30 protein-coding genes are annotated in these 23,833 nt (G+C 55.9%); 15 read left to right on the plus strand and 15 right to left on the minus strand.

Annotated elements, in window-relative coordinates:
- Both AN476_RS20220 and AN476_RS23505 read right to left on the minus strand, forming a co-directional pair.
- Nucleotides 1-395, minus strand: a 395-nt coding sequence (locus tag AN476_RS20220) for a transposase (protein ID WP_172684869.1), incomplete at its 3' end; no start/stop codon positions are given.
- Nucleotides 340-633, minus strand: a complete 294-nt coding sequence (locus AN476_RS23505; protein WP_083464431.1) for a Stealth CR1 domain-containing protein — start codon at nt 631-633, stop codon at nt 340-342. The genes AN476_RS23505 and AN476_RS20220, both read right to left, overlap by 56 nt.
- A gap of 125 nt (nt 634-758) precedes the next feature.
- Between AN476_RS23505 and AN476_RS20225 the strand changes: the two genes are divergently transcribed.
- The gene (locus AN476_RS20225) at nt 759-1,139 is read left to right on the plus strand and encodes a PAS sensor domain-containing protein (RefSeq protein ID WP_054463582.1); all 381 of its coding nucleotides are present in this window, start codon (nt 759-761) and stop codon (nt 1,137-1,139) included.
- 12 nt (nt 1,140-1,151) lie between these two features.
- Here AN476_RS20225 and AN476_RS20230 read toward each other — a convergent pair whose 3' ends face one another.
- The 8 genes from AN476_RS20230 to AN476_RS22630 form a co-directional block, all read right to left on the minus strand.
- Nucleotides 1,152-1,616, minus strand: a complete 465-nt coding sequence (locus AN476_RS20230; RefSeq protein WP_083464432.1) for a thiol-disulfide oxidoreductase DCC family protein — start codon at nt 1,614-1,616, stop codon at nt 1,152-1,154.
- A gap of 31 nt (nt 1,617-1,647) precedes the next feature.
- Entirely contained in the window at nt 1,648-2,187 is a 540-nt protein-coding gene (locus AN476_RS20235; protein ID WP_216598405.1) for an aggregation factor core protein MAFp3, isoform C, read from the minus strand.
- Between the two features lie 88 nt (nt 2,188-2,275).
- Nucleotides 2,276-2,761 carry a fasciclin domain-containing protein gene (locus AN476_RS20240; RefSeq protein ID WP_054463583.1) on the minus strand — a complete coding sequence of 162 codons (486 nt, stop codon included), beginning with the start codon at nt 2,759-2,761 and terminating at the stop codon, nt 2,276-2,278.
- Nucleotides 2,762-3,079: 318 nt separating this feature from the next.
- Nucleotides 3,080-3,637 (minus strand): CIA30 family protein, encoded by a 558-nt coding sequence (locus AN476_RS20245; RefSeq protein ID WP_054463584.1) that lies wholly within the window; start codon nt 3,635-3,637, stop codon nt 3,080-3,082.
- Nucleotides 3,638-3,750: 113 nt separating this feature from the next.
- On the minus strand, nt 3,751-4,254 hold the full coding sequence (locus AN476_RS20250) for a fasciclin domain-containing protein (RefSeq protein WP_054463585.1): 504 nt from the start codon (nt 4,252-4,254) through the stop codon (nt 3,751-3,753).
- Nucleotides 4,255-4,497: 243 nt separating this feature from the next.
- Nucleotides 4,498-6,030: a cryptochrome/photolyase family protein gene (locus AN476_RS20255; protein WP_054463586.1), complete on the minus strand. Its 1,533-nt coding sequence runs from the start codon at nt 6,028-6,030 to the stop codon at nt 4,498-4,500.
- Nucleotides 6,024-6,689 (minus strand): SDR family NAD(P)-dependent oxidoreductase, encoded by a 666-nt coding sequence (locus AN476_RS20260; RefSeq protein WP_054463604.1) that lies wholly within the window; start codon nt 6,687-6,689, stop codon nt 6,024-6,026. Before AN476_RS20260 ends, AN476_RS20255 begins: the two co-directional genes overlap by 7 nt.
- Nucleotides 6,686-6,814, minus strand: coding sequence for a DUF2256 domain-containing protein (locus tag AN476_RS22630; RefSeq protein ID WP_172684870.1), 129 nt, complete (start codon nt 6,812-6,814; stop codon nt 6,686-6,688). Before AN476_RS22630 ends, AN476_RS20260 begins: the two co-directional genes overlap by 4 nt.
- A 191-nt stretch (nt 6,815-7,005) precedes the next feature.
- Here AN476_RS22630 and AN476_RS20265 point away from each other — a divergent pair, with 191 nt between their 5' ends.
- Both AN476_RS20265 and AN476_RS20270 read left to right on the plus strand, forming a co-directional pair.
- The gene (locus AN476_RS20265) at nt 7,006-8,418 is read left to right on the plus strand and encodes a deoxyribodipyrimidine photo-lyase (RefSeq protein WP_054463587.1); all 1,413 of its coding nucleotides are present in this window, start codon (nt 7,006-7,008) and stop codon (nt 8,416-8,418) included.
- A 372-nt stretch (nt 8,419-8,790) separates the two neighbouring features.
- Nucleotides 8,791-9,261 carry a CIA30 family protein gene (locus AN476_RS20270; protein WP_054463588.1) on the plus strand — a complete coding sequence of 157 codons (471 nt, stop codon included), beginning with the start codon at nt 8,791-8,793 and terminating at the stop codon, nt 9,259-9,261.
- A gap of 148 nt (nt 9,262-9,409) precedes the next feature.
- Here the strand turns inward: AN476_RS20270 and AN476_RS20275 are convergent, their stop codons facing one another.
- From AN476_RS20275 to nhaA, 3 genes are all read right to left on the minus strand, one after another.
- Entirely contained in the window at nt 9,410-10,189 is a 780-nt protein-coding gene (locus AN476_RS20275) for an ion transporter (protein ID WP_054463605.1), read from the minus strand.
- A gap of 125 nt (nt 10,190-10,314) precedes the next feature.
- Entirely contained in the window at nt 10,315-10,530 is a 216-nt protein-coding gene (locus AN476_RS23450) for a Na+/H+ antiporter NhaA (RefSeq protein ID WP_371257374.1), read from the minus strand.
- Entirely contained in the window at nt 10,436-11,512 is a 1,077-nt protein-coding gene (nhaA, locus tag AN476_RS20280; protein WP_253279951.1) for a Na+/H+ antiporter NhaA, read from the minus strand. The genes AN476_RS23450 and nhaA overlap by 95 nt, the downstream gene beginning before the upstream one ends.
- Before the next feature lie 102 nt (nt 11,513-11,614).
- Here nhaA and AN476_RS20285 point away from each other — a divergent pair, with 102 nt between their 5' ends.
- The 4 genes from AN476_RS20285 (at nt 11,615) to AN476_RS20300 (ending at nt 14,659) form a co-directional block, all read left to right on the plus strand.
- Nucleotides 11,615-12,517, plus strand: a complete 903-nt coding sequence (locus AN476_RS20285; RefSeq protein WP_054463589.1) for a hydrogen peroxide-inducible genes activator — start codon at nt 11,615-11,617, stop codon at nt 12,515-12,517.
- 226 nt (nt 12,518-12,743) lie between these two features.
- A complete protein-coding gene (locus tag AN476_RS20290; RefSeq protein WP_253279952.1) occupies nt 12,744-13,331 on the plus strand; it encodes a sigma-70 family RNA polymerase sigma factor in 588 nt (195 codons plus the stop codon).
- The gene (locus tag AN476_RS20295; protein ID WP_054463591.1) at nt 13,328-13,963 is read left to right on the plus strand and encodes a ChrR family anti-sigma-E factor; all 636 of its coding nucleotides are present in this window, start codon (nt 13,328-13,330) and stop codon (nt 13,961-13,963) included. The genes AN476_RS20290 and AN476_RS20295 overlap by 4 nt, the downstream gene beginning before the upstream one ends.
- 180 nt (nt 13,964-14,143) lie before the next feature.
- Nucleotides 14,144-14,659, plus strand: a complete 516-nt coding sequence (locus AN476_RS20300; RefSeq protein ID WP_054463592.1) for a fasciclin domain-containing protein — start codon at nt 14,144-14,146, stop codon at nt 14,657-14,659.
- Nucleotides 14,660-15,293: 634 nt separating this feature from the next.
- Here AN476_RS20300 and AN476_RS20305 read toward each other — a convergent pair.
- Together AN476_RS20305 and AN476_RS20310 are read right to left on the minus strand one after the other, a co-directional pair.
- Nucleotides 15,294-16,019, minus strand: coding sequence for an SDR family oxidoreductase (locus tag AN476_RS20305; RefSeq protein ID WP_054463593.1), 726 nt, complete (start codon nt 16,017-16,019; stop codon nt 15,294-15,296).
- The gene (locus AN476_RS20310; protein ID WP_157063824.1) at nt 16,016-16,789 is read right to left on the minus strand and encodes a DUF1365 domain-containing protein; all 774 of its coding nucleotides are present in this window, start codon (nt 16,787-16,789) and stop codon (nt 16,016-16,018) included. Before AN476_RS20310 ends, AN476_RS20305 begins: the two co-directional genes overlap by 4 nt.
- Before the next feature lie 126 nt (nt 16,790-16,915).
- On the opposite strand from AN476_RS20310, the gene AN476_RS20315 reads away from it, so the two are divergent.
- The 8 genes from AN476_RS20315 to AN476_RS23145 form a co-directional block, all read left to right on the plus strand.
- Nucleotides 16,916-18,259: an NAD(P)/FAD-dependent oxidoreductase gene (locus tag AN476_RS20315; RefSeq protein WP_054463594.1), complete on the plus strand. Its 1,344-nt coding sequence runs from the start codon at nt 16,916-16,918 to the stop codon at nt 18,257-18,259.
- On the plus strand, nt 18,198-19,355 hold the full coding sequence (locus AN476_RS20320; RefSeq protein WP_054463595.1) for a cyclopropane-fatty-acyl-phospholipid synthase family protein: 1,158 nt from the start codon (nt 18,198-18,200) through the stop codon (nt 19,353-19,355). Before AN476_RS20315 ends, AN476_RS20320 begins: the two co-directional genes overlap by 62 nt.
- Nucleotides 19,348-19,842, plus strand: a complete 495-nt coding sequence (locus AN476_RS20325; RefSeq protein WP_054463596.1) for a hypothetical protein — start codon at nt 19,348-19,350, stop codon at nt 19,840-19,842. Before AN476_RS20320 ends, AN476_RS20325 begins: the two co-directional genes overlap by 8 nt.
- The gene (locus AN476_RS20330; protein ID WP_054463597.1) at nt 19,842-21,068 is read left to right on the plus strand and encodes an MFS transporter; all 1,227 of its coding nucleotides are present in this window, start codon (nt 19,842-19,844) and stop codon (nt 21,066-21,068) included. The genes AN476_RS20325 and AN476_RS20330 overlap by 1 nt, the downstream gene beginning before the upstream one ends.
- Entirely contained in the window at nt 21,065-21,625 is a 561-nt protein-coding gene (locus AN476_RS20335; RefSeq protein WP_054463598.1) for a DUF3833 domain-containing protein, read from the plus strand. The genes AN476_RS20330 and AN476_RS20335 overlap by 4 nt, the downstream gene beginning before the upstream one ends.
- A 36-nt stretch (nt 21,626-21,661) precedes the next feature.
- Nucleotides 21,662-22,384: a hypothetical protein gene (locus AN476_RS20340; protein ID WP_054463599.1), complete on the plus strand. Its 723-nt coding sequence runs from the start codon at nt 21,662-21,664 to the stop codon at nt 22,382-22,384.
- Nucleotides 22,385-22,466: 82 nt separating this feature from the next.
- Entirely contained in the window at nt 22,467-22,991 is a 525-nt protein-coding gene (locus tag AN476_RS20345; RefSeq protein ID WP_054463600.1) for a DUF3833 domain-containing protein, read from the plus strand.
- Nucleotides 22,992-23,589: 598 nt separating this feature from the next.
- Nucleotides 23,590-23,833 (plus strand): zincin-like metallopeptidase domain-containing protein (locus tag AN476_RS23145; RefSeq protein WP_253279953.1); only part of this gene is annotated, 244 nt, incomplete at its 3' end.

Below are 23,833 nucleotides of genomic sequence, written 5' to 3' on the forward strand. Positions count from 1 at the left end.
AGCTGCCGAGAGGGGGCTTTGATGCTGGTGCTATCGATCAGCAGGTTGAGAGGGCCAGTTCCCTCGCGATAGGGCAACCTCACGTTCAACACCTTCTGACGACGGCAAAGGGTGCTGAAATCGGGCACCGCCCAATCCAATCCAACCAGCTTCAGCAAGCTTTCTACAAAGCCTGTTGTCTGCCGAATCGGCAGGCCAAACAGCACCTTTATAGTCAGGCAAGTCTGGATTGCAGCGTCGCTGAATTGGGGCTGCCGTCCGCGCTTGCCGCTAGGTGGCGGTGTCCAAACCATCTCAGGATCAAACCAGATTGAAAGCGAACCACGACGCTTCAACGCTTCATTGTAAGCCGACCAGTTCTTGGTCTTGTATTTTGTAGGGGCCCAGCTGCTCATGGCCTCTAGCTATCATCCTGGATTCACGAGATGAATCCCCACAGGCTATTTGTGCAACAAAGCCGTTGCAAGCCCAACGATGCGGATTGCTCGCGTTTTCATGAAGCGGGTGATGTGCTTGCGCCATGTACCGGCTACGCCGGCGGTAGTGGTTTTCTGAGCTTCCGTCGACCCAGGTAATGACTGCATCGATGGGGTTATCGGTTCTGGTTTCCGCATTGATCAGGTTTGTCTGCATGTTCTGCCTTAACTCCAGTCTCACCTTTTCAAGCTTCCAGCACCTATTGACGAAACATCTGGCCTCGGGCCTAAGTGTTGGCTGATGACGTTTCAACGTCGCCCAAATCAGAGGGGTAGTAGAAAATGAATGTCGAAAACACGGATCAGTCCTATCTTCGGTCTCTTCTGGAAGAAGATGAAGTCGAGATGAGTGTTGTGTTCACCGATCCGTCCCTTCCAGACAATCCCATGATTTTTGTAAGCGACGAATTCTTCAGCCAGACTGGATACACGCCGGAAGAAGCTCTTGGTCGCAATTGCCGGTTCCTGCAGGGCCCCGACACCAGCCCCGACGCCATTGCAGCAATTCGCTACGGTTTGAAGGCGGAAACGCGGTTCACAATTGATATCCTTAACTACCGAAAAGACGGATCATCCTTTGTCAATCGCCTCCGCATCAGACCCATCTATGACGGAGATGGACGGCTAATGTTTTTTGCCGGTGCGCAAAATCCAGTCCAGTAACACCACACCCTCTTATTTGCCTGATTGGGTTTTTATGTCTGCACTGCGGGTCAGTCGACCAAACAGGGCTGACAGGGCGGGTCGCATTGGCAGGAAAAACCTGTAACCAATCTCTAAAACAGCCTTCGCGCCGGGCAGAGACACGATTTTGGCGACCCAATTCCAGGCTGGAAGTGCTTCCCAAACCAACGTAAAGGCGTCAGCGCCCGAGGCAATGGAACCGTCCGGCTGCCGAACATGAAACCGGCTCATGGCCTCTTTTTGAGCGAGCCCCGGACCAAGTTCGGCTTTCGGATCTGACACATCAACGTAGTCCAGACGATTACCGCCCGATCGTGTTGCGTAATGCTCAATTTCGGCGGTGCAAAGTGGACATGAACCGTCATAGTACACCGTCAGGCGCGAGAGAGGGCTTTGGTCAGACGGGCTGTTGTCCAATGCATGCAATACGATTGTGCCCTTGCTATAATCATTCATGGCTTTGCAAACTTCTCGCTTGAAAACGGCTCTAGACCGCGCAGTCCGGAATGCGCACCACGGCTTCAGAGTTTGCGACAAACACATCGGTGAATTGTCCGTTTTGGGTGACAACGTCGACAGTTGCACCCAGGATTTCATCGTCCGTAACCGTAATTTCACGGCTTCCGTTGGTGTCGTCCACGTCTATGGTAAAGCTCACCACCTGACCCATGGTCAGGCCGTCCAGTTCAAGTGTGACAGATCTGTCGCCATCGAACACATCCGTTGCACGGCTTACAAGTTGCCGACCGGACACAATCTGAAGCGGCTGAAAAACCTCGACTCCCGGTCCTGTGTCAGTCACGTCAAAGACCAGACCAGATGCGGACCCCGAAAGATCAATCGTCACCTTGGCGGCGGGAAGATCACATGCCCCGCTGTTGGTGATGACAAATTTGTCTTTCGGCGCGCCTTCAATGAATGCGACCTTCACGTCGGCAAGCGATGGCGAAGCAACAAGGCTGGCGACGGCCAGAGCGACGATGGTTTTCAAAGTGGTTCCAATCATTTTTCGGCTGTCATCAACCATTGGGATATTGTCAGCTCAACCGAGTGACCTCAGCAGGGGCAAACCGTTCCAACGCCTTCGCCGGAACGGAATGCTGTCCTGAACAGGCTTATTCGGGCAGGATAACGGCGTCGATCACGTGGATGACCCCGTTAGACGCTGCAATGTCTGCCGTGACAACGTTGGCGCCGTTCACCGTTACGCCGCCCTCGGTCATGACCGTGACGTCACCACCCTGTGCTGTTGTCGCCATCATATTGTTGCTCAAATCACTGCTCATCACCTTGCCTGGTACAACGTGATAGGTAAGGACGGCCGTCAATTTTTCCTTGTTCTCGGGCTTCAACAGGTCCTCGACGGTTCCTGCAGGCAGCGCGGCAAAGGCGTCATCGGTTGGGGCGAACACGGTAAACGGACCCTCGCTCTTAAGCGTATCAACCAGTCCGGCTGCCTGAACGGCAGCAACGAGTGTCCCGAAGGAACCGGCGTCGATGGCGGTGTCTACGATGTCTTTCGAGTGACCATCGGCGAATGCCGCGGTGGCTGAAAACATCGCAATTGCGGTCGATGTGGCGATAAAGGTTCTGCGAAACATGGTATCTCCATTCATTTGTGACCCGCGTTGTGCGGAATATTAATGTTACGGATCGCTCGCCTGATCGGATCAAAAATGGTGCGCTTTTTTGGGGGCAACCAAGTCTCCCACGGCAAACGACGACAGCCATGGCAACACTGAAAAGCCAACGCACCAACGCATCATCAATGTACGGGTCATGTTGGCGCAGCCGGCTCAGTTCGAGCCGCAGTATTTAAGGATTGAAGGTTCACCCGCACGCCATTTGATCAGATCGCAGCGAAGGGCATGGGCGACTTGGGCAGAAATAACCCAAACAAGAAACGGCCGCGTCAGGCGTCAAAAAAATCCAATTACCTTGACGTCGACCATTGCTTCGTGATCACGACCATAGGCCACAATGCCAATTGATTTCAGCGATTCCGCTTTTGGTTCCGTTCTCATCATCTGACCGGACGACTTGAAGGATGAAAAGGGAATACGCACTTCCGTCCAGCTTTGAGTCGCATTGAAATTGCCCTGGTAAAACTGCCATGGCAAAACCGTGCCTCTGGTGCGCAAATGCACAAAATACGTTTGACCGTTCCCGCGGGTGACAAGTCGCACACCCTTGGCGTCACGTGGTGGTTTTTCCGTGAGTTCCTTTCGGACCTGTATGAAACCACCACGCTTCTCGGTGCTGACTGTTCCAGTCAGTCGCGCATATCCGAACCCATCGTCCTGGACAAAGTTGACCTGCCCGGTCGAGACGCCGCCCATTACCGTGTCCGCAAGAAATTCCCACCGGCTTTGGGGATTATTGTCGAAACTGTCCACTATGACCTGTTCCCCGAAAACGGCTGTTGAAAGCGAACCGAACGAGAGGCAAAAGCTCAGAGTTGCTATCAGTTTTCGCATATAAATGCCATCCGATCTTGAGAGGCGAACATCTAGGTGTCCGCAAGGTTTTCGCATCAGTCATAACGGGTGCGCGCAAAACTGCGCGCACCCAAGCAGCGTACTTCACGAGCTTAGCTGCCAGGAATCAGAACCGTGTCGATTACGTGGATAACACCATTGCTCGCCTCCACGTCCGCGGCGACGACCTTTGCTTTGTCGACCTTGACGCCGTAGCGCGCGTTGACGCTCAGACGATCGCCCTGAACGGTGAGCACCTTGGCTTTCTTGCCTGCGATGTCGCCGGACATGATCTTGGCCGGTACAACGTGATAGGTCAGAATGGCGACCAACTGATCCTTGTTTTCCGGTTTCAGCAAGTTTTCAACCGTACCGGCGGACAGCGCAGCAAAGGCTTCGTCGGTCGGGGCGAAAACGGTAAAAGGTCCATCGCCCTTGAGTGTGTGAACCAAGCCCGCAGCCTGAACGGCAGCGACAAGCGTGTTGAACGAGCCCGCGTTCACAGCGGTATCGACGATGTCCATTTTGTGTCCATGCCCGTCAGCGAGCACAGCGCTTGTTGCGGCAATGGTCAGAGCAAGACCGCTTACGGCCCCGATAAAAGCACGTCTCAGCATTTTCGTATCCTTTGCACTTTGCATGTAACGGTTACGAGGGACTGAATTACTTAGATCACTCTCAAAGCGAAAACGTTACCACGTAATTACATTAAGTTATTGATAATGATCATAAATATACCCGCATGAAGACGTGTCTACACCGGGTCAAATGGGGCAGGGCGTACGGATGGGGGTTTCTAGTTCGTGGTCATTTGAATATTCGATCGGTCAAAAAGACATCGTCCGGAAATCGACAGGTGCTTATACAGTCTCGCCCGATTCCAACCGACCCAGCCAATCCGTGGCGTCACCTAATACAGCTTTTCGTTGGCCTGCATCGCGCTTGTCCCAACCTCTGTAAATGACGGCCATCCTGGGGTTGTGTTGAAAGCGGTCCCGGTTGCGTTCGATGAAGTGCCAGTAGAGAAGATTGAAGGGGCAAGCCCGCGCGCCCGTCTTGGCCCTGACGTCGTAGTGACAGCCGGTACAATAGTCGGACATCTTGGATATGTAGTTGCCTGATGAAACATACGGCTTGGATGCGACCACACCGCCGTCTGCGTACTGACTCATCCCAATGGTGTTGGGCGCTTCGACCCATTCGAACGCATCGACATAAACAGAAAGATACCAATGGTGCACCGCCCCCGGGTCAAGGCCAGCAAGTAGGGCAAAATTGCCCGTGATCATCAGTCTTTGGATATGGTGAGCGTAGGCGTGATTTCGGGTCTGACCCACAACTTCGCTAACGCACGACATGTGTGTTTCGTCACCCCAGAAAAAAGCAGGAAGCGGACGACTGTGGTCCAACGCATTGCGTGACGTGTAGTCCGGGCCTTCGAAGAAATAGATGCCCCGCACATATTCGCGCCAGCCAATTATCTGTCTGATGAGTCCTTCGACCGCATTGAGAGGCGCCACACCGGCACGCCAAGCCTCCTCAGCCCGTCGGCAAACTTCCATTGACTGAAGAAGACCAATGTTGAGATATGGCGAGATGACCGCATGCCAAAGCCAAGGTTCACCTGCGACCATGGCATCCTGATAATCACCAAATCGCGCAAGAGTATGGGTTATGAAGTGGTCCAGAACCTCAAGAGCCTGTTCCCGATCCGTTGCGAACTTGAAGGGATACAATTCCCCAAAGTGCTCCGCGAAACGATCCTCGACGAGGTCAAGCACGTCGCCGACAACAGCGTCGGGTTGGAAACCAGGCGGTTTCGGAGGGCGGGCGTCTTCTGGTACAGGCTTGCGGTTCTGGCTGTCATAGTTCCACTTTCCCCCCGCCGGTGCGTTTCCCTCCATCAGCAGACCTGTCTTGCGCCGGACCTGCCGATAGAACCACTCCATTCGAAGTTCCTTGCGGCCCTCCGCCCAGTTGGCGAACTCCTTGGGCGAGGTGACAAAGCGGTCATCCGGTAACTGGCGCACGACAAGCGGCAGATCGTTCAGTGCCGCTATCAACCTCCATTCTCCGGGGGTCGTGGCAATAATTTCATCGGCCTCAAATTCTGAGGCATGGCGGACGATCTCACCCGGAATTGAACCCGTGTTGGCCTCATCATCGAGTTTGCTGTAAGCGACTGTCCAGCCATCTTCTCGAAGTGCCACTGCAAATTTGCGCATCGCAGCCAGAACAAGCGCGATCTTTTGGGGATGATGCGAGACGTAAGTTGCCTCTGCCATGACCTCGGCCATTATGACCACGTCCCGCTCTTTTTCAGCTATTCGCAGGGAAGAGATGTCAGCACATAGTTGGTCACCAAGCACCAAGATGAGACGCGCTTTCACCATGGGACGGGTTTCCCCGCCCAATCGAAAAAGCCACCATTCTGGGCCGAAGTCAGTTGATCAAGAACCTCAACAAGGTTCGTGGCTGCCTCACTCGGTGCCACCTTTGGATGCCCGGTATAGGCTTTGGTGAACGATGTCTCCACCGTACCCGGATGAAATGACACAACAACGGCATCTTTCCGCTTTCTCGCGATCTCGATGGCAGCCGTGCGCACAATCTGATTGGCCGCAGCCTTGGCCGCGCGATAGCTATACCAGCCCCCCAGGTGGTTATCGCCGATCGACCCGACCCGGGCAGTGAGAACACCCACCACGCAACGCGAACCATGCGGCAAAAGCCGTGGCAGGTTTTTCAGCACCAACGCCGGGCCAATGGCATTCACCGCCATGACCCGTGCCATGTTTTCTGCGTCAATCTCGGCGAGAGACTTCTCGGGTCGTGCGCCCTCAGGGGCCAGAATGCCACTGGCTATCAAAACCGTTTCGAAGGGCCCACGGAGCCTGTTCATGGCACCCTCAACACTCGTGGGGTCGGTCATATCGAACCCGTCTGCGGCGCGCGAAAGCCGCGTCACCTCAGTGCCTTTTGTTGCAAGAACCGTGCATAGCGCCGTGCCGATCCCTCCGGAGGCCCCTATGACAAGTGCGCGGCGCGTCATCCTGCTTTTACCCTTCGCGACCTGCGACAGCGCTCGGAACAGTATCGCACATTGCTCCAGGATCTGGACCATTTTCGACGCCACGAGAACGGGCGGCAACACACCGGGCATGTTTTCGATGGCATCTGGCTTTTTCGCACGGTCCTTAACCTCCCGAGACCTGAATCCGCATGGTGATCAGGTCCGCGTTTTCGATCATGTTTCTGATACGGTCCAGGCTCAGATTAAGATCACAAACGAATTCCAATCTGGGTTCTTTTGAACCATCCACGGTTGGCCTTCGTAATTGGAAAGGAAAGCAACAGAGCGCGTAGAGATGAACAAATCAACACCGATAATCATCTGGTTTCGAAGAGATTTCAGGCTGGCGGATCACCCGGCGCTTGCTGAAGCAAGCAGAAGCGGGCGCCCCATTGTTCCAGTGGTCTTGCTGGACGAGGTTGCAGAAACCTTCGGTTCCGCCCCCAGATGGCGCCTGTCGCAAGCGATTGAACAATTCGAAGCTCGCCTGAAGCAAGTTGGATCCCGGCTGATCTTGCGTCGTGGCACCGCCGCAGATGAACTGCTCGCTCTGGCGCGTGAAACCGGTGCGGGGGACATCTGGTGGAGCCGGGCCTATGATCCCGAAGCAATCGCGCGTGACATCAAAGTCAAATCGGCTCTGAAAGACGCGGGTTTTGGGGCGATAAGCTGGCCCGGCCACCTTCTGTTCGAACCCTGGGCAGTGAAGACCAAGCAGGGCGGTTTCTTTAAGGTCTACAGTCCGATGTGGCGTGCCGTAAAAGATCTGGATGTCGCGCCGCCTGACCCTGCGCCACTGCGCCTTTTGGCACCTGAGAAGTGGCCGGACTCTGATCGACTTACGGGCTGGGCGCTCGACAAGAGTATGGATCGGGGGGCACAGGTCTTGGCCCGACGTGCAAATGTTGGCGAACCCGCAGCCCATGAGCGCCTTGCTAATTTCCTGTGCGGGTCAATCGGTGACTACAAGGAGCGTCGCGACTACCTGGCTCAAAACGCAACCTCCCGCCTGTCTGAGAATTTGGCCTGGGGTGAGATCGGTCCGCGTACAGTCTGGCATGCTGGACTGCGTGCGCATCTGGAAGGCCAAAGAGGGGCAGAGCACTTCCTGAAAGAGCTCGTATGGCGCGAATTTGCGTACCATCTGGTTTTTCACACCCCCGAGATCACTCGTAAGAACTGGAGATCGGAATGGGACGCCTTCCCCTGGTCGGACCATGAGGGCGCAGCAGTCCTGCGATGGAAGCAGGGGCGGACGGGTGTTCCCCTCGTTGATGCTGCCATGCGGGAGATGTATGTCACCGGCCACATGCATAATCGGGGCCGTATGATTGTTGGGTCCTTTCTTACTAAACACATGCTCAAGCATTGGCGAATTGGACAGAAGTGGTTCGAAGAGTGCCTAATTGATTGGGACCCCCCAGCGAACGCCATGGGATGGCAATGGGTTGCGGGGAGCGGACCGGATGCTGCGCCCTATTTCCGCGTTTTCAATCCCGAAACACAGGCGCAAAAATTCGACGCCGAGCAGACGTACATTCAAAGATATGTGGCCGAGTGCGCGCCGGACCCCGGTCCAGAGGCTCTGGCGTTTTTCGACGCCTGCCCGCGCGCTTGGGGGCTTTCGCCGGATGATCCTTATCCGACCCCGATTGTCGGACTTGCTGAAGGGCGACAAAGGGCTCTCGCAGCCTACGAGGCCCGTTGATGGTGGGGATGGGCCAAGCGTCCAATTCGGTTTCCCGGTGAGAAACAGAGAGAATCAAGTATTCCGGGTGTATTGCCCGTAATTGAGGTATCATACAGAGACTTTCTGGTGGCCCGCCCGGCAATCTCGTGGCTTGCCACCCGCCTTGGCGTTCAAGCCGCAAATCCTCAGCCAAAGCGGCACTGGAAAATGGACGAACCGGACAATTGATCAGAAACGGATGTCCGGAGATCTGTCGCAAGACGGCGCATCAAGTGTAAGGCAACCAATGTCAGAAAGTGTCCCGTATCGACCCGTTACAACCGGAACAACCGCCAACAAAGGGTTGGCGCACATACTTTGGTTTGAGAGCACATTGAGAGGACTGGCTGTATGCAAGAACTAGAAACAAACTGGGAGTTTGTCGCTGATGCCGTCATGGGCGGAATCTCACGCGGTCGAATTGCCAATCAGGTTGTGGATGGACGCAGCGCGACACGACTGACCGGGATGGTTTCGCTGGAAAACAATGGCGGCTTCATTCAGATGGCATCGGACCTGAAGCGGGACGGTTCAGGTCTGGATGCCAGCAACTGGGTCGGCATCGAGATTGATGTCTGCGGCAATGATGAGATTTATGATCTTCGCATTCGAACAGATGATCTGGACCGGCCATGGCAATCCTTTCGCGCGCCATTCCATGCATCGGCGCATTGGACAACTGTGCGATTGCCCTTTCCCGACTTTGAACCTCACAAGACGGACAATGTTCTTGATCCTGCCAAGTTGCGTCGCATCGGAATCGTTGCAGTTGGCCGCGTTTTTCAAGCGGACGTCGCTGTTTCGGATGCCAGGCTGTTTTGACCAACAATCGGCTTCTGTCTTAGGGTGTAGTCTTTTGACCTCTGGATTGCGAAAACATGAACGCTTTTGGGGTCCTGGACCAAGCCGCTCGCGCGGCACTGGCGCGTTTGGCCGATGTAAGGTGTGACGCTTCTGCAGCCAGGCGCCTTTATCGATGTTCAGCCGTTTTCAACAGTCGTTCGATTTCTGACAATCGAACAATCACGTCGTCACGATAGGTGTCGGTCCGCTCGTCAGCTTCGACGTTATGAGCGTCTTGCATCGAATTGACGACCAATCCAACAACGAGGTTTACCACAACAAAAGTCGTGATCAGAATGAAGGGCACGAAGAAGAGCCAGGCGTGGGGAAAGACATCCATGACCGGGCGTGCGATTCCCATGGACCAGCTTTCCAGGGTCATGATCTGGAACAGAGAATAGGCCGAACCACCCAACGTCCCAAACCATTCTGGGAAAGCCGACCCAAACAGTTTAGTCGCGATGACCGAGCCGATGTAGAACACAACACCCATTAAAAGAAAAACTGAACCCATCCCGGGTAAGGCGTTGATTAATCCTTCCACTACCCGACGCAAGGTCGGCGCGGCCGAGATAACACGAAAGAGTCTGAGAACCCTAAGGGCACGCAGAACCGATAGGCCCTGTGTGACGGGAACAAGTGCAACTGCAACGATCAGAAAATCGAAGTTGTTCCATCCGTTGCGAAAGAATTGCCATCGGTGAACGTAAATCTTCGTGGCGAGTTCGGCGACAAAAATGGCAAGGCATATCGCGTCCAGCGTCAGGATGATTGATCCGAAGTCCGACATCGCTGCCTGCGAGGTTTCCACGCCCAGAACAATCGCGTTGAACAAGATCACGGCTAGGATGAAGGAGCGAAAAAACTGGTGCTCAATCAAGTTCTGAAGGCCTTCGCGGGTTAGCACTTTTGACTTATCCTTTGTCTCTGTTTTCTTGGGCCTCTTGTCGGAGTCACGCCAAGGCTTTGACCGTTTCAATTGGGCTGCTCACCAGAGCTGAGAGGGCTGGCCGAGGACGGCCCTTCCCTGATTCAGACGGCTGGTACCGCCGAGGCAGCGGGCCTTGGGGCAGCCGTGCGCAACACGGCAAACCCCAGCAGGCCAGACAGCACAGAGCCGGCAACAACACCAAGCCGCACTGCATTCATCGTGTCATCGTTGCCAAAGGCGAGAGAGCCGATGAACAGGCTCATGGTGAAGCCGACGCCGGTCAGACAGGCCACGCCGTAAATGTGGCGCCAGGTCACGCCATCGGGCAGCTTGGCCAACCCGCTTTTCACACCAATCCAGGTGACAATCAGAACGCCCGCTTGCTTGCTTGCCGAAAAACAGGCCCGCGATGATACCGAGAGTCAAAGGGTGTGTGAAATCGCCAACGGTTAGCCCAGCAAAGCTGACCCCGGCATTGGCGAAGGCAAAGATTGGCAGGATCAAAAAGTCCACCCAAGGGTTCAGGCCATGTTCGATCCGGTGCAGCAGCGCCTTGTCGCCATTGTTTTCTTTCAATGGGATGGTCAGGGCGATCAGCACGCCAGCCAGTGTCGCATGCACACCTGGTTTGAGCACAAACACCCACATGAACACGCCGACGATCAGGTAGGGTGCAATCCTTTGCACACCCATGCGGTTCAGTGTCACCGCAAGCGCAAAGCCCAACATCGACAGCGTAAGCGCGTTGGTGGATAGATCAGAAGTATAAAACACCGCGATAATCACGATTGCGCCGAGATCGTCGATGATCGCAACAGCCAAAAGGAAGACCTTGAGCGCTACAGGGACCCGGGAGCCAAGAAGCGCGAGAATCCCCAATGCAAATGCAATGTCGGTGGCCGTCGGAATGGCCCAACCCCGCAGGTTTTCTGGTGTGCCCCAGTTGAGTGCGACAAAGACGAGCCCGGGTGTAATCATACCGCCAATGGCGGCCAATACGGGCAGCGCTGCCTTGTCAAAACTTGACAACTCCCCTGTCAGAACTTCGCGTTTGATCTCCAAACCCACCAGGAAAAAGAAAATCGCCATCAGACCATCGTTGATCCAAAGAAGTGCCGGTTTCGAGATTTCAAATGCGCCGACGCCCATCCGGACATTGGTGTTCAGAAAACCATCATAAAGCGGCGCTAGAACGCTGTTTGCAGCCACCATGGCCATAAGGGCGACCCCCATCAACACCAGCCCAGCACTGGCTTCGAGTTTCATGAAGGTTTGAAGGCGCGACAAGGTCTTTTCCACGGATGACTCCCATGCAGATACGGTGGTTTGAGCCGATATTGGTTGTCTGAAACATATTTCAAATATATGATTCTTCTAATTGGTATAGTTTGAAACTATGAAATGCGACCAACCTTGCGCCAGCTGGAATATATTGTAGCGGTGGCCGAAACCGGGCGGATCGGCTTGACTGCTACGCAGCTCAATGTCAGTCAGCCCAGCCTGTCGGCCCAACTGTCTGCGGTCGAAGACGACCTGGGCGTAGCCTTGTTCCAGCGCGGGCGATCCGGTGCCAAACCAACACCCATCGGCGACGAGATCGTTCGACGTGCCCGGCAAATCCTGCACGAGGTACAAGACCTGCGCGCCACAGCTCAGGGAGATGGCATTTTCCAGGGGCGGCTGCGCCTGGGCGTATTGCCATCAATCGGGCCCTACCTTCTGCCCGGGGTCGTCAGGCGTTTGCACAGGGAACACCCCAGTTTGCGTCTGGTGGTGCGCGAAGAAAGCACCCGCGACCTTGATGAAGGGCTGCGCAGCGGGCGGCTCGACATGGTCATTTCCACCCCCGAGGATCACCCCGGAGCCCGGCACACGCACCTTTTCACGGAACGGTTTTGGATTGCCATGGCTCTGGATCATCCGCTTGCATACAGCACAGAGCCGGTGGATCTTGGGGTCCTGAAGGGGCAAACCTTCCTGACGCTGGGCCCAAAGTATCGGCTGTCCCATATCGTCGCGAGTCTCGCCGCCCGGGCTGGTGGGCGTGTGTCTGACGAATACGAAGGGACAAGCCTTAATGCGATCCGTCTGATGGCGGCGGGCGGCGCTGGAATCGCAGTCCTTCCCAGCATCTACGCCGCGACTGAGGCCCGCCGCGGCACGGATGTCAGCTTGCGTGAGCTTAAGGATGCAGCTGCAATCCGTGAAATCGCGCTTGTCCAGCCGCTGTTGCCAGAACCCAGGTCTGGCAGTGATCTGCTGGCCGAGATTTTGTGCAGCGAAGCGAACCTTATCAATGATTGATGCCAAAACCCGCAGTTTCGGGTTTCCATCCGAGAGATTGGCCCAGATCAAAGGCGGGGCGTAAGTGAGGCCTTAGATTATTCGATCTGCTTGCGTGGTCCTTTGATCATTTGCGTCGTTGCCAGATCAAAATCCAAAAAAATGTGATCCGTATCTCATAGACCCCTGTAAAGAGGGTATGTTGACACAAACTCTTGATAACCCGCGCAGCGCTCGTCATGCTTCCATGGCCCGTCGTTACGAAAGAACGCCTGTGTCTCAAACCGAAACCGAATTATCGCAGCAGACTCACTGGATGATTGCCGTTCGCGATAACCGTGACCGCAATGCGTTTGCAGCGCTGTTCGATCATTTTGCACCACGGCTCAAAGGATTCATCATCCGCTCGGGAGCGTCGGCGCATCAGGCGGAAGAAATCGTTCAAGATGTGATGCTGACGATCTGGCGCAAGGCGGCGATGTTTGATCCGCACCGCGCCCAAGTGTCGGCCTGGATTTATCAAATTGCTCGCAACCGCCAGATCGACATCGCGCGCAAAGAAAACCGCCCCATGCCGGAAGAGCTGAAAGAAGAACCGGGCATGGAACCCGATGCCAGCCAGATCCTTGCCCTCGAACAGGAGGCTGGACAATTAAAACAAGCACTTGCCACGCTCAAACCCGAGCAGCGCGAGATAGTTGAAAAGGCTTATCTGGGCGAGTTGACCCATCAGGAGATCAGCGCCCAGACCGGCCTGCCACTTGGAACCATTAAATCACGTATCCGGCTTGGCCTGGAACGTCTGAGACACGAGTTGAAGGACCTCAAGCAATGAGTGCCATAACCCACCATATCCCTGACGCTATGCTGGCGGCTTATGCGGCGGGAAATCTCTCCCATGCCTTCGCCGTCGCCGTGGCCAGCCATGTGTCGCTTTGCGCTGAGTGCCGTGTGGCCCTGGGAGCGCATCAGGCGATTGGCGGAGCCGTTCTGGAAGACACCGGTGCCGTTGCGGTGTCATCATCTCTCAAGGACGACATTCTGGCCCAACTCGATGCGGCATTCACGCCTGAACCGGTTTATGAGCGCAACGTGATTTTCCCCGGGCCGGTTATGGAGGCGATGAAAGGCCGTGCACCACGTTGGAAGAAGCTGGGCATGGGCGTGCGACAGGATATTCTGTCAGAAGATGCCAATGGGTCGGTGCGCCTGCTCTATATCCCGCCGGGACAGCCGGTGCCGGATCACAGCCACAACGGGCTTGAACTGACCCTCGTTTTGCAAGGCAGTTTCAGTGACGAGACCGGCCATTTCGGTGTCGGTGATCTTGAGATCGCTGATGAGGACCTGGAGCATACCCCGGTTGCCGATCCGGGTGATCCCTGCATTTGTCTGGCAGCGACAGACGCGCGGTTGCGGTTTCGTGCGCTGGTGCCAAGGCTGTTACAGCCCTTCTTTCGAATCTAGAGCGATCTCTCAAATTGCACCTGCCTTGGAACCACCAGTTTTCTGGTGGTTTCTTTTTTGTTTTCAGGTGGTTGCATCACGAAAGCGTGAGGTTTTGATCCAAAAGAGGGGCTCCGGCGTATCCAATATACAAACATCAATTCAGACCGGGCAGCACGCCCATTGACACGGAGACTAACAATGAAAACCAAGATCAAAACCGCAATTGCCGCCGCCGCGCTCAGCCTTTCCGCAGCCACTGCGCAGGCCAACACCATCGTCGAAATCGCTGCCGGAGACGACCGGTTCTCTACGCTTGTTGCCGCCGTTACCGCCGCAGGTCTGGCCGAAACGCTGTCCGGCCCCGGCCCCTTTACCGTTTATGCCCCGGTGAATGACGCGTTCGCCGCGTTGCCCGACGGCACGGTTGAAACCTTGCTCAAGCCCGAGAACAAAGGCCAGCTGACCGACGTTCTGCTGTATCACGTCGATGACCGGAAACTGACGGCAGACATGATCCCGGCTGGGTCGAACTATTTCAAACCGATTCTGGCCAGCGAACGGCTCTGCATCACCGCAGGTGCGGATGGCGTGAAAATCGCCGATGGCACCGGCCAGATGGCCAATGTGATCATCGCCGACATTCAGGCCGACAATGGCGTGATCCACGTGGTGGACAAGGTTCTGCTGCCTGGCACGCGCCCGGCCTGCCACTGACGACAGGCGCCTGCCAGAATGACCCGGCGGAATGAAAATCTGGTCGATGCGTTCTTTCTTGAATGCATCGACATTTTTCATTCACATTATCCGATCGTTTGAAAGCAAAGCCGCATGGAAAAATCGCGTGAGATTACAGTGTCCGACAGGATGCAGTCGGATTACACCTACACCCTGGTTGCACCGGTCGGAGAAGATTTTGCGCTGGATTTCAAGCCGCGATTCTCACCTGCGGAAATGTTGAGACTGGGTGTGTTCGAGGGCAAATACCTTACAGATTGCGCCCTGAAATTTCCGGCTGCATGGTTTGAAGGTGCCAAACTCAGTCAGACTTCGGATCCAGACGTGAACTACTTCGGGGTGAAAAGCCGGCAACCGCTTGGCGTCGGGCGCGAAAAAGGCTGGATCTATGGCCCTGACGCACGCGGATGGTTCCAGTGGTATTGCAGGTATTATCAGGGACGCCGCCTGACCGAGATCGACCGCATCCAGATTGGCCGCTGGAAAGGCTTTGCCAGGCACGCAGGACAGGTGCGCGCAAACTGCTATCCGGGTGACATTTTTTTGCAGACCACGGCAGCGTCAGGCGTTGCTGCAATGGTCGCACGACCCCTTCATCTGAGACGGTTTGGGGTCACTTTCCGCGGTAAACGACAATGTCAGGCAGGTAATCCAAGCCGCGGATCAGCCATGAGAACGGAGCGGGAAAATCAGTGCGAAAACGGCGTTTTCTCATCGCCCGGCGTACCTTTTGCGCAGCATCCTCGGGCGTCATCAACATTGGCATGCGAAAGCTGTTTTTCCGGGTCAGGCGGGTCTTGATGAATCCGGGATTGACCAGCCGGACCACGACGCCCGTACCTTTGAGATCAAAACGCATGGTTTCCGCCAGGCTGACAAGCGCCGCCTTGCTGGCGCCATAGCCAATGGCCGCGGGCAGACCACGGTACCCGGCTAGTGACCCGACGAGTGTGATGTCGCCTTGTCCCTTGTTGACAAATTGCGGAACAACCTCGCCCAATACCCGCATCGCTCCGGAGAAATTGACGTCACACATTGCCAGCGCCGTTTCGCTGTCCCAGTCGGTCGCTCGCATCGGTTCGTAGGCGCCGACATTGTAGATCACACCGTGCAGCTCCCCGATCGAGGCTGCGGCCTGACGCACGGCGTCAGAGTCCGTGACATCCAGCGCGAGCACGCGCGCGCCGGATAACTTGGTGCGCAGAGTTTCAAGCCGTTCTGCATTGCGCGCGGACAAAATCAAGTGCGCCCCTTCGGCATTCAATTGTTTTGCCAGGGCGCGTCCCAAGCCTTCGCTGGCTCCGATAAGCCAGTAGGTTTTGCCTGAGAAACCGGTCATTTTCCCGCCTCGCGAAGATTTTGTGCGTCGGTCATCAAGTGCTCGGGTGCGGGCTGCTTTTTCAAAAAGGGCGCGCGTTTCAGGTATAGAAGCGCTGCTTGCCAGTGGATCAGGGCAAGCACCCTCAACGCACCCATGGGACGTCGGACTGCTGCCCATAACAGCGAGGCATCACTTGCCGGGCGACGTTTGCCGGATAACGTGGCCAGAACGCCGTGGTCGCCATTTTCGTAGGAAATGCGGATATCGATGTCGGTATCGTTCATGTCGAAATTGAACCGGTAGTGGCCTGTCACCTTTTGGAAGGGCGACACATGCATCAGTTTCTCGGCGATCAGAGTGTCCTGCCTTGCGATTGGCCGGAAACCATCATGCGCACAGAAATAGCAATGGCGCTGGCCAAAGGTGCTGTTGACCTCGGCAACAAAGGCACGTGGCGTGCCGTCAACCAATGCGATCCAGAAGCTGACCGGATTGAAATGAAACCAAAGGAAACTGGGCTGGGTCAGCAGCAGAAGCTGCGCGCCTTCGGTTTGAAATCCTCGGGCTTCCAGAACCTCCTTGAACCATGCCACGCCATGGCCGTCGTCACGGTCGCCGCCGTGGCGATGATCGCACAGGGACCAAAGGTTAAAGCGATTGCGCGATATCACCCGAGGTGTCTGTGTCCCCAGATCGGTAAGCACGTAATCCACACCATAGCTGAACGCGTTTTTCAACGCGCCGCGCCGGACGTGGTGGGTTTGGGCCTGAATATGTTCCAGCAGCATACGAACACTACGCGCGTGCGTTGGCCTTGGATCATTCTGCGCCGGAAATCTTTTTCAGCCGAAAAAATGATCCGAACCATCAGACCCCGCGTATCACCCGCTTAAAGTTACAAAGACGAGGACAAGATGTTCGATCAGACCCAGGGCCCACGCAAAAAGATCGCCATTGTCGGAGGCGGTATCTCGGGCCTCTCGGCCGCCTATTATCTGGCGCCGTATCACGATGTCACGGTGTTCGAGGCCGCCCCAAGGTTGGGCGGGCATGCGCGCACGGTGATGGCGGGCAAGAACGGGGATCAACCGGTAGATACCGGCTTTATCGTGTTCAACTATGTGACCTATCCTTACCTGACCCGGCTGTTTCGTGACCTCGACGTGCCGGTGATCAAAAGCGAGATGAGCTTTGGGGCCAGCATCAACGATGGCTGGTTGGAATATGGCCTGTCCAACATGGGCGCGATCACGGCGCAAAAAAGCAACCTGCTGCGCCCGCAATTTTACAAGATGATCGCTGATATCATCCGGTTCGGCAAACGCGCCGAAGCAGCAGCCAGGGACGACGACAAAACCATTGGCGAATTGGTTGACGAACTGGGTCTGGGCGACTGGTTTCGCAACAATTACCTTATGCCGATGTGCGGCGCGATCTGGTCAACGCCTGTGGAAGACGTGGATCAATTCCCGGCCAAATCACTGGTGCAGTTCTTTCGCAACCATGCGCTTTTGGCAGGGGTGGGTGAGCATCAATGGTGGACGGTCAAAGGCGGCAGTATAGAATACGTTCGCAGACTGGAGGCGGCTCTGATCGCCCGCGGCTGCACCATTCACACCGACACGCCGGTCCATCGCGTGAAGCGGGATGCCTTTGACGTGCGCGTTGATGCGGGTGAGGGCCTGTCGCAGACCTTTGACGAGATCATCCTGGCCTGTCATTCAGACCAAGCTCTGGGCATTCTGGGCGATGATGCCACCCGGGCCGAATGCAACGCGCTTGGCAGCATTCGCTATCAACCCAACAAAGCCGTATTGCATTGTGACCCGGGCCAAATGCCCCGTCGCCGTGCCTGCTGGTCAAGCTGGGCGTATCGCTCGCAAGACGGTGATATCGGCGTCACCTACTGGATGAACAAGCTTCAGAATATTCCGGAAAGCGATCCACTTTTCGTCACTCTGAACCCGTCAACCGAGATCCCTCAGGACGCGATTCATGACGAGGTTCAGTTCGCCCATCCGGTGTTCGACAAGGCCGCACTAAAGGCACAGCAGGACATCCGCCAGATGCAGGGCCGCAACCGGACCTGGTTTGCCGGGGCCTGGAACCGCCACGGATTTCACGAAGATGGCATCGCCAGCGCAATGCGTATCGTGCGTGAACTAAATGAACGTCACCAATTCAAAGGAATGGACCATGCACTTGACGAACAAGGCCCTGAAATCGAACTTCCTGTCGACCTGCGAGCGTCTGTGTGACGGGCAGCTGACCCTGCGCACGCCCGAGGGTGAACGCTATCATTTTGGTCATTCCGGCCCCGAGGCGGAAATGGTCATTCGCGATTGGGCGGCCGTGTCTGCCTTGGCGGCGCATGGACAGGTGGGCCTGGGCGAAACCTATGTTCAGGGTCTGTGGGACACGCCGTCGATCGAGGGGCTAATGGCGTTGGCAATGACCAATCGCGAGTACCTGGGCGCTTACGATCAGGCCAGCCCGTTCAACAAGGCCAAGTTTCGGTTGGTTGATACTGTGATGCGCGCCAATTCGCGTCGTGGATCACGCAAAAACATCCGCTCGCACTATGATGTCGGTAATGAGTTTTACGCGCTTTGGCTGGACGAAGGGATGACCTATTCGTCGGGGCTGTTTGAACAGGCTGATGACGATCTGACACGTGCACAGACCCGCAAGAATGAGCGTGTCTTGTCGCGGCTCGGGGACGGCGACCGCACGCTTGAAATTGGCTGTGGCTGGGGCGGGTTTGCCGAACACGCGAGCGCCGAAGGCCGCGATGTGACCGGCGTGACCATCTCGCGCAATCAACACAGCTATGCAGAATGCCGCCTTGATGGGCGCGCTGACATTCAATTGCGCGATTACCGCGACATCAACGGGCAATATGACAACATCGTATCGATCGAAATGATCGAGGCGGTGGGCGCCCGTTACTGGCCAAGCTATTTCGCGACACTCAAGCGAAACCTGGCTGAAGGAGGGCGTGTTCTGTTGCAGGCGATCACCGTCAAGGACAGCTTTTTCGACACCTATAAGACGTCATCCGATTACATCCGCCAATATGTCTTTCCCGGCGGCATGCTTTTGTCGGACAGCGTGATCGAACATCAGGCGAAAGGGGCCGGGTTTGAGGTTCGGGATAATTTCGCCTTTGGTCAGGACTATGCCAGTACCTGTCGGATCTGGGCCGAACGCCTGAACGCGCAAAAGCGGCGGATTTCCGAGATGGGATATGGCGAAGGCTTCTTCCGCAACTGGCAGTATTATCTTGAGATTTGCGCCGCCTCCTTTGCCGTGGGCCACACCAATGTTGTGCAGGTGGAGCTGGCTCATGCGTAGACTTTTGCTGATAGCTGCTACACTTCTTGTTCCATTAAGCGCGCAGGCCTCAACCGTCAAATCCGCCTTGCCCGGTGCCGAGTTGCGTGGTGCCGCGACCTTTCGATATGTCGGCTTTCCACTCTATGAAGCACGGCTTTTTACCAAATCCGGCGCACCACTGGACTGGAACAAGGATTTCGGGCTCGAACTGAAATACATGCGCAATCTGACCGAATATGACCTTGTCGAGGGGACAATGCGCGAATTGAAACGCACCGGAGCTGCTTTGCCGCTGCGGGGTCAACTGGAGCAATGCTTTGACGATGTCCGCAAGGGCGACCGCTATTTCGCTTTGTCCAAGGGGCAAGACCAGATCGGATTTTGGCATAACGGCAAACGGGTTTGCACGCTGAGCCACCCGCAAATCAAAACCCGCTTCATGGCGATTTTCCTGGGTGAGAACACCCGTTCAAAGTCCTTCACCCGGAAACTAAAGGGCGAGTGATGCTTTACCCGCGTGTCAGCCTCTATGCGCTGATGCTGGCTGCGGCTGGCATCCCGCTTTATATCCACCTGCCGCGCTTTGCCTCGGTAGAGCTTGGGATCGGGCTGGGCACCATTGGGGCCATCCTTCTGGTCATCCGGCTGATTGATCTGGTGCAGGACCCGCTGATCGGCTGGGCGATTGACCGCTGGCCACGTGCACAAGCTTTGTTTGCCACCACTGCCGCCGTGGGTCTGGCCATCGGATTTCCCATGCTGTTTTCGCCACGATCGGGGCCAAACGTCATCCCGCAACTCGTGGCGGTCCTGGTGTTGCTGTTCTCGGCCTACAGCCTAGGCATGATCCTGCTCTACGGGCGTAGCGCGACACTTGCGAAGGAACCAACGCCCAAGGCGCTGATGACGCTCGCCGCCTTTCGCGAAGGCGGCATGCTTGCCGGCGTGATCATAGCCGCGATTGCGCCGGCCGTTTTCATCGCTTTGGGGTTCGGATCGCAGGGCTATCCCGCATTTGGTTTGTTTCTGGGCGTGCTCGCTTTGATCACTGCCGCGATCACCCTGCCAATCTGGCGCCGCACCCCTATTCAAGGGGATGGCTTTTCGCTTGCGGGCCTCAGTCAGGCCGGGGCGCTGCGGCTTCTGGCGTTGGCGCTGGTCAACAGCCTGCCTGTTGCCATCACATCCACGCTCTTTTTGTTCTTTGTCGAGGACCGCCTGCAATTGCCGGGCAAAGCCGGACCTTTGTTGATCCTGTTCTTCCTCAGCGCCGGTCTCAGCGTGCCGCTCTGGGCGCGCATGAGCCAACGGCTGGGCGCAAAAATCACCTTGTTGATCGCCATGCCGCTGGCCATTTTGGGCTTTGTCGGCGCGGCATTCCTGGCTCCCGGCAACATGGTGGGATTTGCTTTGGTTTGTGTGGCTTCGGGGGCCGCACTGGGGGCCGATATGGTGATCCTTCCGGCCATGTTTTCCGTGGCCCTGACCAAGGCGGGCCTCAAGGCGTCGCTGGCTTTTGGCATCTGGTCCTTTGCGGGCAAGCTTGGCCTTGCACTGGCCGCATTTGCCGTTCTGCCCGTGCTAGAGCGTAGTGGCTTTACTCCGGGTACATCCAACAGTGCCACGGCATTGAACACGCTCAACATCTCTTACGCCGTTATTCCCTGCATCCTGAAACTTGGCGCACTGGCTCTTGTCCTTGCGCTCCCTTCAGAGGACCAACCGATATGAAACTCCTTACTGCCCTGCTTGTTGTGGTCCTTCTGATCGCGTTCACCAAATCCATGTTTCTTAGCTTTCGCGCGCAGAACCCATCGGATTATGCCGACAGCGGCCCTGCCTTTTCGCTCAAAACGCATTTGTCGGGCGAGATCCTGTCCGAGGGTTTGATTTATGGACCAACCGGAAAGATGACCAACAGGTTCGTTGCCAGAATGGTCGGCGAATGGGACGGTGACACCGGCACGCTGAGTGAAGAGTTCACCTATTCCAACGGCAAGCAGCAAAGCCGCAAGTGGTATCTTAAACTCGGAGAAGGCAACAGCTTTACTGCCACCGCCGAGGATATCGTCGGTGAGGCGCGTGGCACCGTGTCCGGATCAACCATCAAAATGGAATATCAGATCGTACTGCCAGAGGACGCCGGCGGTCACACCCTGACCGCGATCGATTGGCTCTATTTGACTGAAAACGGTGTCATCATGAACAAATCCGAGATGCGCAAGTTTGGCATCAAGGTGGCCGAGTTGATTGCAACCATGCGCCCCAACCCCGATGCACAGCAATAATGGGCGTGTGCCTGTGAACGAAAGGGATCTGTCGTGATGCACCGAAAAATACCCGGTCTTGCGATTGCGGTTACGCTGGCGACCATCGCGTTTGCCCTTTCGCCGCTTTTGACAAGCGAATTCGCCGGCTATCGGCCCGAGCAGTTTCCCGTGGTTCTGGAATTCTGGCCGGTTCAGCCAGCGGGGTGGGCCTTTGGCATCTGGGGTGTGATTTACATCTGGCTAATCCTCGGGTCGATCTGGGGGTTACTGAATGCGCCGCACGACCTGCATTGGCAGAAAATGCGTGCACCTTTGTTGGTGAGTCTTGGCCTCGGCATATTCTGGATTGCCGCCGCCAATGCCGCGCCAATTCTGGCGACGATCATGATCGTTGCAATGGCGGGCTTTGCGATAGCGGCGATGCTGCGCACGGGAAACGACACGCCAGCCTGGCAGGTCCGACCGGTTGCGCTCTATGCTGGCTGGTTGACGGCGGCGACGGGGGTCGGAACGGGCGTGGTTCTTGGTGGATATGGCGTGCTGACCGCGCAGGTTGCTGCACTGGCCATGCTGGCTGCGGTTCTGGTCGCCGCAATAATAGTTCAGTCCTTCCGACCGGCAGAATGGGCCTATCCGCTCGCGGTTATATGGGCCCTGACCGGGGTCATTGCCGCAAATGCACCTTCTGAAAACTGGTCCGTGATTGCGCTGTCTGCGGTCGGGATCGTCACGCTGGCCGTTAGGGTTCTTCTGAGCAGTCAATCAGGTCGAGCTTGACACATTTGACAACGACACATCTTCCGCAACCGAATTGCAAAATGCTGCGCAAAAAATCCAGCTTTGCACTCAGGAGACCCCAATGAAAAAGACACTTGCCCTTCTGGCCGTTTCAACCCTGGTTGCCTGCTCCGGAACCCCGGATGTTGAGGACAGAACCCTTTCTGACCAACCTTTCAACCTTGAGGAATTTTTTGAGGGCAAGACCGTAGCCCATGGTCAGTTTCAGGACGTTTTCGGCAATGTTCAACGTCGGTTCGATGTTCAGATTACCGGAACATGGGATGGCCGCTTTCTGAAACTCGTGGAAAACTTCAGCTATGACGACGGCGGTACCGAACAGCGCATCTGGACACTTGAAAAGACCGGTGAGGATACCTGGAAAGGCACGGCGCCCGGTGTTTTGGGCACAGCCAAAGGCCGCGAAAATGGCGACACGTTCAACTGGGCCTATCGCATCGACTTGCCGGTACGAAAAGGAACGATGCGCGTCGATTTCGATGATTGGATGTGGCTGCTGACAGAAGACCGGGTGCTGAACCGGGCCTATGTTTCCCGATTTGGCGTTCGCGTCGGCGAAGCGATAATCGTGTTCGAAAAGAAGTGAATGACAAATATCGAAAACGTGGCCAGAACAACTGCAGCTATCTAAAACCGATTGTTGCAGTATTGGGCGGAACTGACCGTCAACACAAGTACACGCCGCAATTTGACGATGACGCATCGCAAGGATCGCAGCGTAACGGATACATGCCCCGAATGATAGTAATGTACGGTTGAGGCACCGCACTGCGCTCACTTTCCCAGCAGTTTGAACTGTAGGAATTGAAAACCAGCCATTCGAGAGCATGCGGCGAACGTAAGAAACGTCCGCGATCTGTGAGTTTGACGTCTGATTCTCGCGGTGGCTTGTGTGAATGACCGTTCCTTCCGCGGCAAAGCAGCACGAAATTTCTAACGCTGCGAGCGCACGCAGCGAGAAAATCGAATTCACAGAATGGGCTCTTTCGTGACCTTCGCTGCTTTGATCACGAATGACCGCTGTTTCTCGCGACGAGTCTTATGCAGACTGAGATTGATGAAAGCTCAATGAAGTAAGTGATCTCAGATGTAAGCGCGGCATAATCCAAAGCGCGGCATTATGCGCGTTATGCCGATGTCGGCATAAGATCCATTGGACCGGTAGCGAAAAGCGGCTGGAGCGGATCAAGAAGTTTGCAAACCGTCAAGCCTATGCCTTTGAAGAGCTGGTCGCAGAAATTGGCGCTTGTTTTCTTGGTGCCCGGATTGGCGTCGCGCCGGAATTCGACCAAAGCGCCGCCTACGTTGAAGGCTGGTTGAAAGCGCTCAAGGAGGACAAACGTGCGATTTTCCGCGCGGCGTCCGAGGCGCAGAAAGCCGCCGATTTTGTTTTGAACGCTGCAGGTCAAAGCAAGGAGGTGGCAGCAT

It is taken from the genome of Phaeobacter sp. 11ANDIMAR09, from assembly GCF_001294455.1.
Taxonomy (GTDB): Bacteria; Pseudomonadota; Alphaproteobacteria; order Rhodobacterales; family Rhodobacteraceae; genus Pseudophaeobacter.

Coding starts and splice junctions, on each gene's coding strand:
- AN476_RS20240 (WP_054463583.1), bottom strand. CDS start 2,761: ATGTTTCGCAGAACCTTTATCGCCACATCGACCGCAATTGCGATGTTT.
- AN476_RS20260 (WP_054463604.1), bottom strand. CDS start 6,689: ATGACGCGCCGCGCACTTGTCATAGGGGCCTCCGGAGGGATCGGCACG.
- AN476_RS20290 (WP_253279952.1), top strand. CDS start 12,744: ATGGCCCGTCGTTACGAAAGAACGCCTGTGTCTCAAACCGAAACCGAA.
- AN476_RS20310 (WP_157063824.1), bottom strand. CDS start 16,789: ATGCTGCTGGAACATATTCAGGCCCAAACCCACCACGTCCGGCGCGGC.
- AN476_RS20225 (WP_054463582.1), top strand. CDS start 759: ATGAATGTCGAAAACACGGATCAGTCCTATCTTCGGTCTCTTCTGGAA.
- AN476_RS20270 (WP_054463588.1), top strand. CDS start 8,791: ATGCAAGAACTAGAAACAAACTGGGAGTTTGTCGCTGATGCCGTCATG.
- AN476_RS20295 (WP_054463591.1), top strand. CDS start 13,328: ATGAGTGCCATAACCCACCATATCCCTGACGCTATGCTGGCGGCTTAT.
- AN476_RS20315 (WP_054463594.1), top strand. CDS start 16,916: ATGTTCGATCAGACCCAGGGCCCACGCAAAAAGATCGCCATTGTCGGA.
- AN476_RS20330 (WP_054463597.1), top strand. CDS start 19,842: ATGCTTTACCCGCGTGTCAGCCTCTATGCGCTGATGCTGGCTGCGGCT.
- AN476_RS20285 (WP_054463589.1), top strand. CDS start 11,615: ATGCGACCAACCTTGCGCCAGCTGGAATATATTGTAGCGGTGGCCGAA.
- AN476_RS20340 (WP_054463599.1), top strand. CDS start 21,662: ATGCACCGAAAAATACCCGGTCTTGCGATTGCGGTTACGCTGGCGACC.
- AN476_RS20300 (WP_054463592.1), top strand. CDS start 14,144: ATGAAAACCAAGATCAAAACCGCAATTGCCGCCGCCGCGCTCAGCCTT.
- AN476_RS20320 (WP_054463595.1), top strand. CDS start 18,198: ATGCACTTGACGAACAAGGCCCTGAAATCGAACTTCCTGTCGACCTGC.
- AN476_RS23505 (WP_083464431.1), bottom strand. CDS start 633: ATGCAGACAAACCTGATCAATGCGGAAACCAGAACCGATAACCCCATC.
- AN476_RS20230 (WP_083464432.1), bottom strand. CDS start 1,616: ATGAATGATTATAGCAAGGGCACAATCGTATTGCATGCATTGGACAAC.
- AN476_RS20325 (WP_054463596.1), top strand. CDS start 19,348: ATGCGTAGACTTTTGCTGATAGCTGCTACACTTCTTGTTCCATTAAGC.
- AN476_RS20235 (WP_216598405.1), bottom strand. CDS start 2,187: ATGGTTGATGACAGCCGAAAAATGATTGGAACCACTTTGAAAACCATC.
- AN476_RS20305 (WP_054463593.1), bottom strand. CDS start 16,019: ATGACCGGTTTCTCAGGCAAAACCTACTGGCTTATCGGAGCCAGCGAA.
- AN476_RS20250 (WP_054463585.1), bottom strand. CDS start 4,254: ATGCTGAGACGTGCTTTTATCGGGGCCGTAAGCGGTCTTGCTCTGACC.
- AN476_RS20335 (WP_054463598.1), top strand. CDS start 21,065: ATGAAACTCCTTACTGCCCTGCTTGTTGTGGTCCTTCTGATCGCGTTC.
- AN476_RS20255 (WP_054463586.1), bottom strand. CDS start 6,030: ATGGTGAAAGCGCGTCTCATCTTGGTGCTTGGTGACCAACTATGTGCT.
- AN476_RS20345 (WP_054463600.1), top strand. CDS start 22,467: ATGAAAAAGACACTTGCCCTTCTGGCCGTTTCAACCCTGGTTGCCTGC.
- AN476_RS20265 (WP_054463587.1), top strand. CDS start 7,006: ATGAACAAATCAACACCGATAATCATCTGGTTTCGAAGAGATTTCAGG.
- AN476_RS20245 (WP_054463584.1), bottom strand. CDS start 3,637: ATGCGAAAACTGATAGCAACTCTGAGCTTTTGCCTCTCGTTCGGTTCG.
- AN476_RS22630 (WP_172684870.1), bottom strand. CDS start 6,814: ATGCCATCGAAAACATGCCCGGTGTGTTGCCGCCCGTTCTCGTGGCGT.